Origin of the sequence: Dolomitihabitans soli (genome assembly GCF_022213955.1) — a bacterium.
GTDB lineage: Bacteria > Actinomycetota > Actinomycetes > Streptosporangiales > Streptosporangiaceae > Streptosporangium_A > Streptosporangium_A soli.
The window spans coordinates 168,210-182,319 of record NZ_JAKNTW010000006.1 but is presented as its reverse complement, the minus strand read 5'-3'; the positions used below and the strand labels follow the sequence as shown (position 1 = coordinate 182,319).

Annotated in this window: 11 protein-coding genes; 3 read left to right on the top strand and 8 right to left on the bottom strand. The window is 70.0% G+C overall.

Features of this window, described 5'->3' with window-relative positions; genetic code table 11:
* Nucleotides 1–81 precede the first annotated feature (81 nt).
* Together MBA17_RS14235 and MBA17_RS14230 are read right to left on the bottom strand one after the other, a co-directional pair.
* Entirely contained in the window at nt 82–753 is a 672-nt protein-coding gene (locus MBA17_RS14235; RefSeq protein WP_238496910.1) for a response regulator, read from the bottom strand.
* A complete protein-coding gene (locus tag MBA17_RS14230) occupies nt 750–2,327 on the bottom strand; it encodes an ATP-binding protein (RefSeq protein ID WP_238496909.1) in 1,578 nt (525 codons plus the stop codon). Before MBA17_RS14230 ends, MBA17_RS14235 begins: the two co-directional genes overlap by 4 nt.
* Nucleotides 2,328–2,507: 180 nt before the next feature.
* Between MBA17_RS14230 and MBA17_RS14225 the strand changes: the two genes are divergently transcribed.
* The 3 genes from MBA17_RS14225 (at nt 2,508) to MBA17_RS14215 (ending at nt 5,782) form a co-directional block, all read left to right on the top strand.
* Nucleotides 2,508–3,479, top strand: a complete 972-nt coding sequence (locus tag MBA17_RS14225) for a tripartite tricarboxylate transporter substrate binding protein (protein ID WP_238496908.1) — start codon at nt 2,508–2,510, stop codon at nt 3,477–3,479.
* 65 nt (nt 3,480–3,544) lie between these two features.
* Entirely contained in the window at nt 3,545–4,273 is a 729-nt protein-coding gene (locus MBA17_RS14220) for a tripartite tricarboxylate transporter TctB family protein (RefSeq protein WP_238496907.1), read from the top strand.
* A complete protein-coding gene (locus tag MBA17_RS14215; RefSeq protein ID WP_238496906.1) occupies nt 4,274–5,782 on the top strand; it encodes a tripartite tricarboxylate transporter permease in 1,509 nt (502 codons plus the stop codon).
* 374 nt (nt 5,783–6,156) lie between these two features.
* Here MBA17_RS14215 and gatB read toward each other — a convergent pair whose 3' ends face one another.
* The 6 genes from gatB to MBA17_RS14185 all read right to left on the bottom strand — a co-directional run bounded on the left by gatB (nt 6,157) and on the right by MBA17_RS14185 (nt 13,933).
* Nucleotides 6,157–7,662: an Asp-tRNA(Asn)/Glu-tRNA(Gln) amidotransferase subunit GatB gene (gene gatB / locus MBA17_RS14210; RefSeq protein ID WP_238496905.1), complete on the bottom strand. Its 1,506-nt coding sequence runs from the start codon at nt 7,660–7,662 to the stop codon at nt 6,157–6,159.
* A 68-nt stretch (nt 7,663–7,730) separates the two neighbouring features.
* Nucleotides 7,731–8,384 carry a DUF4276 family protein gene (locus MBA17_RS14205; RefSeq protein WP_238496904.1) on the bottom strand — a complete coding sequence of 218 codons (654 nt, stop codon included), beginning with the start codon at nt 8,382–8,384 and terminating at the stop codon, nt 7,731–7,733.
* Nucleotides 8,381–9,733, bottom strand: coding sequence for an AAA family ATPase (locus tag MBA17_RS14200; RefSeq protein ID WP_238496903.1), 1,353 nt, complete (start codon nt 9,731–9,733; stop codon nt 8,381–8,383). The genes MBA17_RS14205 and MBA17_RS14200 overlap by 4 nt, the downstream gene beginning before the upstream one ends.
* 22 nt (nt 9,734–9,755) lie before the next feature.
* Nucleotides 9,756–11,246 carry an Asp-tRNA(Asn)/Glu-tRNA(Gln) amidotransferase subunit GatA gene (gene gatA, locus MBA17_RS14195; protein WP_238496902.1) on the bottom strand — a complete coding sequence of 497 codons (1,491 nt, stop codon included), beginning with the start codon at nt 11,244–11,246 and terminating at the stop codon, nt 9,756–9,758.
* Nucleotides 11,243–11,542, bottom strand: coding sequence for an Asp-tRNA(Asn)/Glu-tRNA(Gln) amidotransferase subunit GatC (gene gatC / locus MBA17_RS14190; protein ID WP_238496901.1), 300 nt, complete (start codon nt 11,540–11,542; stop codon nt 11,243–11,245). Before gatC ends, gatA begins: the two co-directional genes overlap by 4 nt.
* Nucleotides 11,543–11,812: 270 nt before the next feature.
* Nucleotides 11,813–13,933 (bottom strand): putative bifunctional diguanylate cyclase/phosphodiesterase, encoded by a 2,121-nt coding sequence (locus MBA17_RS14185; RefSeq protein WP_238496900.1) that lies wholly within the window; start codon nt 13,931–13,933, stop codon nt 11,813–11,815.
* Nucleotides 13,934–14,110: the final 177 nt, after the last annotated feature.

The window sequence follows — 14,110 nt, the reverse complement described above, 5'->3', positions numbered from 1 at the left end:
CCGTCCTCTCGCTTCGTAGCCTTACCTCTCGCAAACCATAAAGCACGGACGTCCTTGTATGTCACAGAAAGTGGACATTGCCTAACCCGTCCAGCGATATCGGTGTTCGGGCCGTCCGGCGGTGCCGTACCGGGGTCGCAGCTCGGCCCGGCCGGATGCGCAGAGGTGCTCCAGATAACGACGTGCGCTCACCCGTGAGAGCCCGGTGAGCCCGGCGGTCTCGGCGGCGGACAGGTCGGTGCCCGAGTCCCTGAGCGCGTCGGCGACCAGCGCGCAGGTGGTCGCCGACAGACCCTTCGGCAACGGCGGCGTAACCCCCCGCACCGCCCCGAACAGCCTGTCCACCTCCTCCTGCGCCGCCTGGTTGCCGAGGGCGGTGAGCTGTCTGCGCGTGTCGGCGTACTGCACGAGCCTGTCGGTCAGCGCGGCGGACGTGAACGGCTTGATCAGATAGTTGACCGCGCCGCCGCGCATGGCCGCCCGCACCGTGGCCACGTCACGGGCGGCGCTGATCACCAGGACGTCGACCGGTTGGGCCGCGCCGCGCAGCGTCTTCAGCACTTCGAGCCCCGACAGGTCGGGCAGGTAGATGTCGAGCAGGACCAGCTCGGGTGCGTGCTCCGCGACCGCCGCGACCGCCGACCGCCCGCTGTGGGCGGCGGCGACCACCTCGAAGCCGGGGACCCGCGCGACATAGCCCGCATGGATCCTGGCCACCATGAAATCGTCGTCGACGACCAGCACGCGGATCAACGGACCACCCCGGGCACCGGCAGCAACGCGGTGAAGACCGCGCCGCCCGCGTTGTGGACCCGCACCCAGCCGCCGCGCCGCAGACACGTCTGCCGGGTGAGCGCCAGGCCGAGGCCGCGCGGCCCCGCATGCGAGACCTTGGTGGTGAACCCGTCGCGGAACACCTCCTCGGCGAGTTCGGGCGTGACGCCGGGACCCGAGTCGCTGACCCGCACGTGCAACCCCTCCGCGTCGGCCCGCACCGAGACCTCCACCGTGCCGCCGTCCCCCTCCAGCGCGTCGAGCGCGTTGGCCACCAGATTGCCGACCACCAGCACGGCGTCCTGCGGGTCGCCGATCGCGTCCGCCGCCACCATGGAGTCGGCGGCGACCACCAGCGACGCGCCCCGCTCCGCCGCCTCCGCGGACTTGGCCAGCAGCAGCGCGGCGAGCGTGGGATCGGCCACCCGCTCGCGGATGCCGGAGGCGTGGTCGCTGTACGCCTGGGTGGTCCGGGTGATGTAGCCGACGGCCGCCTCGTGCTCGCCGAGCTCCAGCAGCCCGACCACGGTGTGCATCCGGTTGGCGAACTCGTGCGCCTGGGCACGCAGCGCCTCGGTCGTGCTGCTGGCCTGGTCCAGCTCCTGCGCCAGCCGTACCAGCTCGGTCCTGTCGCGCAGCGTCACGACCCAGCCGCGGTGCTGGCCGCGGACCGCCACCTGCGTGCGGTTGAGCACCAGCACACGGCCGCGGCGCAGCACGATGCGGTCCTCGCCCGGATCGTCGCCGCCGAGCACGTCGCGGATCCGGCTGGACACCTCGATCTCGGACAGCGAGCGGCCCACCGGGTCGCCCGGCAGCCCGAGCAGGTCACGCGCCGCGTCGTTGACCAGGGTCACCCGGTGGGCCAGGTCGAGCGCGAGCACCCCCTCCTTGACCCCGTGCAGCACGCCCTCCCGCTGCTCCAGCAGACCGGCGATCTCACCGGGTTCCAGCCCGAACGTCTGGCGGCGCACCCGCTGGGCGATCAGGGCCGCCCCCGCCGAACCCGCGAGCAGTACGGCGAGCACGGTCCACACCAGCGGCGGCAACGCGGCCCCGAGCTGGTCGGCGACGGTGTCCTGCAGCACACCCACCGAGGTCAGCCCGATGACGTTGCCCGCCGTGTCGAAGATCGGCGCCTTGCCGCGCACCGACGTGCCGAGGGTGCCGGTCTCGATGCCGGTCCATCTCCTGCCCGTCGAGAGCACCTGCGAGCCGTCCGTCGACAGCCGCTTGCCGATCAGCGAGGTGTTCGGGTGGGCGTAGCGGATCTGGCTCCGGTTGGCGATCACCACGTAGTCGGCGCCGGTGGCCCGCTGGACGCCCGCCGCGATCGGCTGCAGGGCCAGTTCCGGGCGCGGCGAGGCGAAGGCCGCGCGCACCGCGGGCAGGCCCGACACCGACTCGGCGATGGCCAGCGCCCGCTGTTGGTACTGGTGGTCGAGCTGCGCCCGGGTGTGCTGCACCCAGACGGCCGCGGTGCCCGCGAGGGTGAGGAACACGATCACCATCTGGAGCACGAACAGCTGGGTGCCGAGTGAAGCGTTCAGCACACGTCGCACGACCTCTACGTAACCAGCCGCAGGTCACAGCAGGGTCGCGGCGGGCCTGGGCGGGTGACGGCAGGCGTGACCAATACCACCAATACGACGGCAAACACACAAAGCATCGACAGGGTGACGCGCGGCGTTCACCATCCTCACCACACCCATATCTTGTTCGTTGGAGCGACCATGCGCCTTTCGAGACTCGCCGCCGTCCTCGCGGTCGCGGTCCTCACCGTTTCGGCCTGCGGCAACGGTTCCGGTTCCGGTTCCGGCACCACCGCGCTGCGCATCATGGCCCCCGCCGCACCCGGCGGCGGCTGGGACCAGACCTCCCGTACGGCGGAGCAGGCCCTGAAGTCGGCCGACCCCGCCCAGAAGGTGGAGGTGTTCAACGTCCCCGGCGCGGGCGGGACGATCGGCCTGGCGCAGCTCGCCGGCGAGAAGGGCAACGGCAGGCTGCTGATGACCATGGGCCTCGTCATGGTCGGCGCGGTGGAGCAGAACAAGTCCAAGATCACCTTGGCCGAGACCACGCCCATCGCGAAGCTGACCGAGGAGTACGAGATCGTCGTGGTCCCGGCCGACTCGCCGCACAAGACGCTGGCCGACCTGGTGACCGCGTGGAAGGCCGATCCCGCCAAGATCGCGATCGCCGGGGGTTCCGCGGGAGGCACCGACCACATCGTGGCCGGGCTGATGGCCAAGGCCGCGGGCATCGACCCCAAGCAGGTCAACTACATCGCGCACTCCGGCGGCGGGGAGGCGCTCAACGCCCTGCTGGGCAACAAGGTCGCGGCCGGCGTGTCGGGCATCGGCGAGTTCGCCGAGCACGTCAAGTCCGGCAAACTGCGCGCGCTCGGCGTGACCGCGCCGTCCCGCCTCGACTCCATCGACTCCCCGACCCTCAAGGAGGGCGGCCTCGACGTCGAACTCGCCAACTGGCGCGGCTTCGTCGCCCCCGGCGGCCTCAGCGACGCCGACCGGAAGTCCCTCACCGACCTGGTGACCAAGATGCACGGCTCCGCCGCCTGGCAGGACGCCGTCAAGAAGAACGGCTGGGTCGACTCCTTCCAGACCGGCCAGCAGTTCACCGACTACCTCGCGGCCGAGCAGACCCGTATCAAGGCCATCATCGCCGAGATGGGCCTCGTCTCCTGATGCCTCCCAGTCTCCCGCCATCCCACGATCCGCCACCCACCGACGAACCCCCGCTCCCCCCGTCCGTGGACACCGCGCAAGCCCCCGGCGGACCACCAGCGGAGAACCCGCCCACCGGCAACCACCCCCCAACCCCCGGCTCGCCACCACCCACCAGCTCGCCACCACCCACCAGCTCGCCACCACCCACCGGCTCGCCACCACCCACCGGAGGACCATCGGGCGAGAACCCACCGGCAGGAGAACACCCCCCTCCTCCGGACGACCCTCCGGACGATGGCGACCGGCCCGCCGGCCCGGCCGGGGACAAGGGCCGCCGGTGGAAGCCCGAGCTGGCCCTGGCGCTGACCGTGCTGGTCCTGGGCGTCTTCGTGCTGGCCGGCACGGCGGACGTCACCACCGCCGCATCCACCCTCGGCCTGGGCCCCAGGTTCTTCCCGATCCTGGTCGGCTGCGCCCTCATCCTCATCGGCGTCTGCTACGTGATCGACGTCCTACGGGGCGGCCGCGGCGACCCGGAGCAAAGCGAGGACATCGACCTCCGCATCCCCGCGGACCTCCGCAGCGTCGCCCTGGTCAGCGTGATCTTCCTGGGCTTCACCGCCGTCCTCGAAGTGCTCGGCTGGATCATCGCGGGAGCCCTGCTCTTCTTCGGCCTGTCGACCGTGCTCGGCGCGACCCACCGGCTCAGGGCCGCACTGATCGCCGTCGTGCTGGCGTTCTGCACCTACGCCGGGTTCGTCTGGGGCCTGGGCGTGACGCTGCCGGGCGGCCTGCTCTCGGGGGTGCTCTAGGTGGAGTCGTTCAGCCTGCTCCTGGACGGATTCGCGACCGCCCTGACCCCGATCAACCTGGTCTACGCGCTGGTCGGCGTCACGCTCGGCACCCTGGTCGGCGTGCTGCCGGGCATCGGGCCCGCGATGACCGTCGCGCTCCTCCTGCCGATCACCTTCAACGTGCCCCCGGCCAGCGCGTTCATCATGTTCGCCGGCATCTACTACGGCGGCATGTACGGCGGGTCCACCACGTCCATCCTGCTCAACACGCCCGGCGAGAGCTCCTCCATGATCACCGCCTTGGAGGGCAACAAGATGGCCAGGCGCGGCCGGGCGGCCCAGGCTCTGGCGACGGCGGCGATCGGCTCGTTCGTCGCGGGCACCATCGCCACCGCGCTGCTCGTCGTCGCGGCTCCCCTGGTGGTCGACTTCGCGATCTCCTTCGGCCCCGAGGACTACTTCGCGCTCGCCGTACTCGCCTTCACCGCGGTCTCCTCGGTCCTGTCCCGTTCTGTCGTCCGCGGCCTCGCGTCGCTGGGGCTGGGCCTGGCCATCGGCCTCGTCGGCATCGACCAGCAGACCGGCCAGGCCCGGCTGACCCTCGGCATCGACCAGCTCCTCGACGGCATCGACGTGGTCGTCGTCGCCGTGGGCCTCTTCGCGGTCGGCGAGGTCCTCTATGTCGCCTCCCGGCTCCGCCACGCCGCCCCCGACGTCGTGCCGGTGGGCCGCGCCTTCCTCGGCCGGTCTGACTGGAGCCGCTCCTGGCGGCCCTGGCTGCGCGGCACCGCCCTCGGCTTCCCGTTCGGCGCCCTGCCCGGCGGCGGCGCCGAGATCCCGACCTTCCTGTCCTACGCGGCGGAGAAACGCCTGGCCCGGGGGATCGCGCGCGAGGAGTACGGCAACGGCGCCATCGAAGGCGTCGCCGGACCGGAGGCCGCCAACAACGCCTCGGCGGCGGGCACCCTCGTTCCCCTGCTCACCCTCGGCCTGCCCACCTCGGCCACCGCCGCGATCATGCTCGCCGCCTTCCAGCAGTACGGCCTGCAGCCCGGCCCGCAGCTCTTCGACCACAATCCCGCCCTGGTCTGGGGAATGATCGCGTCGCTGTTCATCGGCAACGCCATGCTGCTGGTGCTCAACCTCCCGCTCGCCCCCGCCTGGGCCAGGGTGCTGCACATCCCGCGCCCCTACCTGTACGCAGGGATCGTGCTGTTCGCCGCACTCGGCGTCTACGCGCTGAACGGCTCGCGGGTCGACCTGGTGATCCTCTACCTGCTCGGCCTGCTCGGCTACGCCATGCGCCGCTTCGGCCTGCCGGTCGCCCCGGCCGTCATCGGCATGATCCTCGGGCCGATGGCCGAGATCCAACTCCGCCGCGCCCTGGCCATCGGCGCCGGAGACGTCACGGTCCTGGTGCGGAGCCCGATCGCGGTGGCCTTCCTCACCCTCGCCGCCCTGGCCCTCCTCACTCCCGTCTTCCGCCGCCTCGCGACGCGCCGCCGTACCGGGAACGCCGTCCGATGAGCCCGAGCCCGCCCAGGTGACCAGACGGGCGCGGATCCGAGCTCGCCGGATCCGCGCCCGAGAGGCAGGCGACCCCGCGGACGCGACCGGATATGGGCCGGGGTCGGCGTCTCTGGTTACTCGAAGACGCCAACCGGGCACGGCCGACCGGTACGAACCGGGGTGGCGCCTCGGTTACTCAGAGACGCCACCTGCGGACGGGCCGGGTGGCGTCTCAGTTGCTCGGAGACGCCACCCGCGGGCGCGGCCGGTAAGAGCCGGGATGGCCTCTCGGTTACTCAGAGACGCCACCTGCGGACGGGCCCGGTGGCGTCTCGGTTACTTGGAGACGCCACCCGCGGGCGCGGCCGGTAAGAGCCGGGATGGCCTCTCGGTTACTCGGAGACGCCCAGCTTCTGCAGGATGAGCTCGCGGGCGCGGCCGGCGTCGGCCTTGCCGCGGCTGGCCTTCATGACGCCGCCGACGAGGGCGCCGACAGCGGCGATCTTGCCACCGCGTACCTTGTCCGCGGCGTCCGAGTTGTCGGCCAGCACCTGTTCGATGATCGCCGACAGCTCACCCTGGTCGTTCACGATCTGCAGGCCGCGCGCCGAGACGACCTCGTCGGGAGAGCCCTCGCCTTCGAGCACGCCCTCCAGCACCTGGCGGGCCAGCTTGTCGTTCAGCGCGCCGCCGGCGACCATCGCGCACACCCTGGCGATCTGGTCGGGCGTGATCGGCAGCGCGGCGAGAGCCGTACCCGACTCGTTGGCGCGGCGGGCCAGCTCGCCCATCCACCACTTGCGCGCGTCGGCGGGCGGCGCGCCGGCCGCCACCGTGGCCTCGACGAGATCGACCGCGTCGGCGTTGTGCATCGCGGCCATGTCGAGGTCGGACACGCCCCACTCGCGCTGCAGCCGGCTGCGCCTGGCGCCGGGCAGCTCGGGAAGCTCCGCCTTCAGCTTCGCCACCCACGCCGGGTCCGGCGCGATCGGCACGAGGTCGGGCTCGGGGAAGTAGCGGTAGTCCTGCGCCTCCTCCTTCGACCGTCCCGCGGTGGTGGTCCCGGTGTCCTCGTGGAAGTGGCGGGTCTCCTGGATGATCCGGCCGCCGTCGGCGAGGATCGCGGCCTGCCGCTCGATCTCGTGCCGCACGGATCGCTCGATCGAACGCAGCGAGTTGACGTTCTTGGTCTCGGTACGGGTGCCCCACTCGGTCGTGCCGCGCGGCATCAGCGAGACGTTCACGTCGCACCGCATGGAGCCCTCCTCCATGCGCACATCGGAGACTCCCAGGGAGCGCATGACCTCACGCAGCTCCGTGGCGTACGCCTTGGCGATCTCGGGCGCGAGCCTGTCGGTGCCCTCGACCGGCCTGGTGACGATCTCCACCAGCGGGATCCCCGCCCGGTTGTAGTCGACGATCGAGTAGTCGGCTCCCTGGATACGCCCGGTCGCGCCGCCCACGTGCGTGGACTTGCCGGTGTCCTCCTCCAGGTGGACCCGCTCGATGCCGATCCTGACCGTCTTCCCCTCGATCTCGATGTCGAGGTAGCCGTCCACGCACAGCGGCTCGTCATACTGGCTGATCTGGTAGTTCTTCGGCATGTCCGGATAGAAGTAGTTCTTCCGGGCGAACCGGCACCACGAGGCGATCGAGCAGTTGAGCGCCAGCCCGATCCGGATCGTCGACTCGATCGCCATCTCGTTGGCCACCGGCAACGACCCCGGCAACGCCAGGCAGACCGGGCACACCTGAGTGTTCGCCGCCGCCCCGAACCCCGTCGGGCAACCGCAGAACATCTTCGACGCGGTCCCCAGCTCGACGTGCGTCTCCAGCCCCAGCACCGGCTCAAAGCGCTCCAGCGCCTCGTCATACGGCATGAGCGTCTCAGTGCTCATCAGATATCTCACCACTTCTCATGTGTCTATAAGTATCAGCAGAGCAAGCTCCCACTACGGCGAAGGGATCACCCATGCCGGAAGCCGAGCCGTTCCATGGCCTGCGTCATCGCCCTCCACCATTCAGCGAACGCGGGCACCTCCCGCAACAGACCTATGTTGACGTTCTCCGCGAGTTCGCTGAAATAACGTTCGACATCGTGACCGTCCGGCCTGGCACGCCGGTGACGCCGTACGAGGGTGCGCATCACCAGCCGCAACAGTTCTTTGGGTTCGGACCTGCGCTCTACCAGCTTCGGCTGCGCCGGGAGTAACGCCCTGACCTTCTCGACCGGAACGGAGAGCACCATCGCCAGGGTTTCGGGGTCGGCGAGGATCCACGCTTCGGTCTCCATCACCGGAACAACAGGGACAAACGCCTCCCTGACCCCCACGAGGCTCAGCGCCTGACGCACAGCCTCGATCTTGTCCGCGGCCGTCCTGCTGGGAAACCCGTCATGGTGGTAGAACAACACGTCGAACGCGCCATGTTCACGCGTCGCCGTAGCGGCGAGAGCCTCCGGCCGCTGGTGGTCGGCAGCCAGCACCCGGACATCTCTGACGTCGACATCTCCGGGAAAGGTCTCCAGGCAGAGTAGGTCCATCGCCCGCTGTAGCAGCACGGGGAGGAACCATTCATCCGAGGGCCCCTCGCAGATGATGACCGATTGCAGGCATCTCATGAGGCAGTGAACTCCCGGCCCGCGCGGAAGCGATCGAGTTCGCTCTCCGTCACCCGGGAGATCTTCTCCTCTGGCAGGCGGTTAGGCCGGCCCGCCTCCACCAGGCGGCGCGCCTGAGTGATGCGGGATACGACCTCCTGCTGGATTCGGGTCACGTTCTCCAGGTAAACGATGTTCGCACGCGGAACCGCATCGAGGACGATAGGCGAGTGGCTGGTGACCAGGACCTGCTTCAGCGGCCAACCCGGGTCGTCCCGGACCGGATCGGTCACCAGTCCGCGCATTGTGGTGAGCAGCTCCCGCAATCTCTCGGGAAAGACGCCGTTCTCGGGCTCCTCGATGGCGAGCAGTCCCGACTTCGCCGGATCGTTCAGCACGCTCAAGAGCGCCAGGACCCGCAGTGTGCCATCAGAAGCCACCTCCGCGCCGAACCGGGGGGTGTAGCGCCCTTCGAAGACGATGCGCACATCCCGCCGCTCCTCGTCCTCGACGACGTCGAACGAGATGACCTCGCGAACGATCCGGGTCAGATCCGCCCTGATCTCCGCAAGGATCCCCGCTGGATCCTCCTCTGTCGCGCTCATCTGACGAAGGCTGTCCAGATATGCGGGCAACCCGGCTCCGTTCGGCTGGAGAACGGGACGCGCAGGCAGGGAACTCAACTTACGCAGAGCGAGATCTTCAAGCTGGAACGCGGAGATGTCGGCGACGGACGAATAGACGGCGGCGACCACGGCGTCGTGCAGTTGCCCGTCCTCGCTGGACTCGGCGTCCGTCTCAAAACTCCGCCGGGGAGGACCTTCAGGCGCTCGGGAGAGACGCAGACGGCCTTCGCCGCCCAGCAGCCCGTCGACAAGCTCGGATTGTGGACCTGCTTCGGCGATATAGGAGACGTACTTCGCCGCCCATTCAGGATCGGCCTCGGCCAGCCCGGTCCACCGATCCTCCGACCTCGGCATCGGAACGAAGGACTCCGCGGACTTCAGCCCGTTCTTGCCAAGGGTCACCTGCAGTTCGTAGCGCCACCGGGTGCCGAACGCCTGCCGCCAATCCGGTGGAACCGATCTGCCCCACGCCCGGTCCGGGTCCACGATCAACTCGACGCCGAAAGTCATCCTGTCGGTCCGGGACCCATCTCCGAGCTGCCTGAACAGACCCACAGCATCGCCGCGTACCGCATCGACCGCGTCGTACACGTCCCCACGCACGTGCGCGGAGAGAAATCGCAACGCATCGAACAGATTGGACTTGCCGCTGGCGTTCGTGCCGATGACCGCGAGGAACGGCGGCAGATCAATGCTGAAGTCCGCGAAGGACTTGAAGCCGTCGATCTCGATTCGGGTGATCATGCCGCCGTTTCCTCCTCTCGGTTTACAACGTGGGCGCCTTGGACAGCAGGCCGCCGCCCCAGCGCTCTTCCAGGGCCCGCTCGACGGCGGCGCCGACGCGGTAGCAGCGGTCGTCGCCGAGGACCGGGGCCATGATCTGCAGGCCGACCGGGAGGCCGTCCTCGTCGGCGAGGCCGCAGGGGACGGAGATGGCGGCGTTGCCCGCGAGGTTGGCCGGGATGGTGCACAGGTCGGCGAGGTACATCGCGATCGGGTCGTCGGCGCGCTCGCCGATCGGGAAGGCGGTGGTCGGGGTGGTCGGGCTGACCAGCACGTCCACCTGGTGGAAGGCGGCTTCGAAGTCGCGCGCGATGAGGGTGCGGACCTTCTGGGCCTGGCCGTAGTAGGCGTCGTAGTAGCCGCTCGACAGGGCGTAGGTGCCGAGCATGATGCGCCGCTTGACCTCGGGGCCGAAACCGGCGGCCCGGGTGAGCGCCATGACCTCCTCGGCGCTGCGGGTGCCGTCGTCGCCGACGCGCAGGCCGTACCGCATCGCGTCGAAGCGGGCCAGGTTGGAGGAGCACTCCGAGGGCGCGATCAGGTAGTACGCCGGGAGGGCGGTGGTGAACGACGGGCAGGAGACCTCTACGATCTTGGCACCGAGGGATTCGAGCAGTTCGACCGACTCCTGGAACCGGGCCAGTACTCCCGGCTGGTAGCCCTCGCCCGCGAACTCCTTGACCACGCCGATCCGCAGCCCCGCCACGTCACCCTGCCTGGCCGCCTCGACGACTCCGGGAACGGGAGCGTCGATCGAGGTGGAGTCCATCGGGTCGTGTCCGGAGAACGCCTCGTGCAGCAGCGCCGCGTCGAGCACGTTGCGGGCGAACGGGCCCGGCGTGTCGAGGGAGGAGGCGAAGGCGATCAGCCCGTACCGCGACGAACCGCCGTAGGTGGGCTTCATGCCGACGATGCCGGTGACGGAAGCCGGCTGACGGATGGAGCCGCCCGTGTCGGTGCCGGTGGACAGCGGCGCGGCGTATCCGGCGACCGCGGCGCTGGACCCGCCCGAGGAACCGCCGGGGACCCGGCTCAGATCCCACGGGTTGCGCGTCACGCCGTACGCCGAGTTCTCCGTGGAGGAGCCCATCGCGAACTCGTCGAGGTTGGTCTTGCCGAGGATCACCAGCCCGGCCGCGCGCAGCCGGCGGGTCACCGTCGCGTCGTACGGCGGGCGCCACCCCTGGAGGATCTTCGAGCCGGCCGTGGTCGGCATGTCGATGGTGGTGAAAACGTCCTTGTGCGCGATGGGGACGCCGGCCAGCGGGCCGAGGTCGTCGCCCGCCGCGATCCGGTCGTCGATCGCCTGGGCCTGCTCGATCGCCGACTCGGCGCCGACGTGCAGGAACGCGTGGAGCTTGCCGTCGACCTCGGTGATGCGGTCGAGATGGGCCTGGGCGACCTCGACCGCGGAGACCTCTCCGCTGCCGATCAGCGAGCCCAGTTCGGCGGCGCTCTTGTGGATCAAGCTCATGCCTCCTCCCCGAGGATGCGCGGGACGCGGAAGCGTTCGTCCTCCACGGCCGGAGCGCCGGAGAGCGCCTGTTGCGGTGTGAGGCCGGGCCGTACCTGATCAGGGCGGAAGACGTTGGTGAGCGGCAACGCGTGCGACGACGGCGGGACATCCTCAGCGGCGATCTCGGCCACCCGGGCGACAGAACCGATGATCACATCGAGCTGCGTGGCGTAGTGATCGAGTTCGTCGTCGGACAGCGCCAGCCGGGACAACCTGGCCAGGTGTGCGACCTCGTCGCGGGTTATGGCGGACATGAGTCGTTTAACCCGTTTCATCAATGGCGATTGGACACTGCCATCCTAGGGCGCTCCCCCCAGCCCAGCCGAACGCATAAGCACGCCGACCGCACAGCGTCACCTCGCACCCGCCGGCGCGGACATCGACGCCGGAGCCGCCATTCGGCGCGCGCGTCCACCCGACGGGTCGCCATCCGGCCTCGCCGTACCGGTCCCGGAGTCCGAAGGTGCGGACATCCGGCCGTTCGGCGAGCACCGGGCTGAAGCCCGCACCCCGCCAGCGCGCTCCTACATTCTGGTGTCGACCATGGCCAGGTCGTCCGGCAGGCCGGCGGCTTTGGGGCCCGCCGCGGTGTAGACGCCGAGCGGCCCCTGGGCCGGGGCGAGGAGGGAACGGCGGGCGTTCAGCCAGAGGGTGGCGTCGGCGGACGGCATGGCCTCACAGAACCACCAGCCCTGGCCGACGTCGCAGCCCATCGCGGACAGCGACCTGGCCACCTCGTCGGTCTCCACTCCCTCGGCGACCGAGCGCAGGCCGAGCGAGCGGACCAGGTCGACGATGGAGCGCACGATGCGGTCGGCGTCGCCGGACTCGCCCAGCCGACGCACGAACGAGGCGTCGATCTTGACTTCGGAGACCGCCAGACGCTGGAGCCTGACCAGGGAGGAGTAGCCGGTCCCGAAGTCGTCGAGGGCGAGGGGGACGCCGAGCGCGGCGAGCGCCCTGACGGTGTCCGCGGTGTACGCCTGGTCGGTCATCAGGATGCGCTCGGTGACCTCCAGCTGGATGGCGGTCGGGGGCAGGTCGTGACGGGTCAGCCCGGCGGCGAGGCGTTCGGGGAGGGCGTTGTCGAGGAGGTCGCGGGCCGAGACGTTGACGGAGACCGGGGTGCGCAGGCCGGCGTGCCACCACTGGGCGGCCTGTTCGAGCGCGGCGTCGATGACGTACTGGGTGAGCTGGCGCATCAGGTACGACTGCTCGGCGAGGGGGATGAAGTCGTCAGGGGGAATCATCCCGCGGACCGGGTGCCGCCAGCGCAGCAGCGCCTCCAGCCCGACCACTCGCCCGGTGCCCAGACCGACCTTGGGCTGGTAGTGCAGGGTGAGCTCACCCGCGTCGAGGCCACGCCGCAGGTCACCGAGGAGATGCAGCCGCTCGGGCGAGTTGCGGTCCTTGCCGGCGACGTAGAGCTCCACGCCGGTGCGGCCTTCCTTCGCGAGGTACATCGCCACGTCGGCGCGCTGGAGCAACAGCTCGAAGTCGGGGGCGTGGTCGGGATGCAACGCGATGCCCACGGAGGCGTCGAGGTCGAAGGTCATCCCCTCCAGGCGCACCGGCTCGGTGAGCGCCACCCGGAGTCTGGCGGCCACCTCGCGCGCGGCGACCGCGTCCCTGATCGAGGGCAGCAGCACGGCGAACTCGTCGCCGCCCAGCCGGGCGACGACGTCGCCCGGACGCACGCTGTGGGTGAGGCGGTGCGCGACGATCTGCAGCAGCCGGTCGCCCACCGCGTGGCCGAGGGTGTCGTTGACCTCCTTGAACCGGTCGAGGTCGAGCAGGAACAGCCCCACCCGCTCCGCGCCGCGCGACTCCTCGAGCGCCTCCTCGGTGCGCAGCACCAGCAGCTTGCGATTCGGCAGCCCGGTGAGGCCGTCGTGCATGGCCTGGTGGTCGCGGCGCATGGACAGGGTGGCGGTGAAGTAGACGGCCACCAGCGGCGCCACGAAGAGGGGCACCAGGGCGGGGGTGTGCGCCATGACGACGACGACCAGCGGGGCGAGGCCGAGCAGCCCCGCGTAGACGAAACTCTGGTGGGCGATCGTGGTCCTGATCACCCGGAACATGGAGCGGCGCTCGTGCAGCGCCACCGCCGCGCACACCAGCATCGCGCGCGCCACGAAGTAGGCGCCGCCGGCGAGGCAGATCGCCAGGAGGTCGCCGCCCGTGGGCACCCAGGGCGTGACGGGACCCGGCCGGATGTCGAACAGTCCGAGCACCACCGTGCTCGCCGTACCGGCCAGGGTGACCTGGGCGATGTTGAACATCACCCGGTGCCACGCCTTCCTGGTCACCACGCCGTTCACCACCACGGCCACGGCCTGCAGCAGCACCGCGACGGAGAGCCCGTAGTGGAGCAGCGCCGCGAAGGCGAACATGGCCGAGGGATAGGTGCCGCCGACCACGGCGGAGGAGGAGACGACGACCGGGCGCAGCTCACCCAGCACGACCAGCACACCGATCACCCAGAACAGCGGCATCGCGGCGAGGCCCGTCAGCTCGTCTGCGCTGAGGACCAGCAAGGCCACGATCAGCACGGTGAAGCCGATCGTGGTGACGCCCGCTAGATAGGCCCACAGGGGTGAGCCGATGCGAGGTCCGGTATCGCGTGTATCGGTCGGGTCGGTCATGAGTAACGAAACCCCCAGGAGGTCACTATGGGAGAGTACGACCTTTGTGCCACTTCGCGAAACCGTTTGGGTACGTTGCGTCACTGGCGATTTGCCGCGATCATCACTGTTGAGTTGACAATGGTCACACACCGTGCTCGCGCCCCGGCAATCGGGGGCATCAGATCACGCAGGGTG

Bases quoted from the DNA above. Each gene is read 5' to 3' on its own strand.
- MBA17_RS14225 (WP_238496908.1), top strand. From the start codon at position 2,508: ATGCGCCTTTCGAGACTCGCCGCCGTCCTCGCGGTCGCGGTCCTCACC.
- gatB (WP_238496905.1), bottom strand. From the start codon at position 7,662: ATGAGCACTGAGACGCTCATGCCGTATGACGAGGCGCTGGAGCGCTTT.
- MBA17_RS14205 (WP_238496904.1), bottom strand. From the start codon at position 8,384: ATGAGATGCCTGCAATCGGTCATCATCTGCGAGGGGCCCTCGGATGAA.
- MBA17_RS14200 (WP_238496903.1), bottom strand. From the start codon at position 9,733: ATGATCACCCGAATCGAGATCGACGGCTTCAAGTCCTTCGCGGACTTC.
- gatA (WP_238496902.1), bottom strand. From the start codon at position 11,246: ATGAGCTTGATCCACAAGAGCGCCGCCGAACTGGGCTCGCTGATCGGC.
- gatC (WP_238496901.1), bottom strand. From the start codon at position 11,542: ATGTCCGCCATAACCCGCGACGAGGTCGCACACCTGGCCAGGTTGTCC.
- MBA17_RS14185 (WP_238496900.1), bottom strand. From the start codon at position 13,933: ATGACCGACCCGACCGATACACGCGATACCGGACCTCGCATCGGCTCA.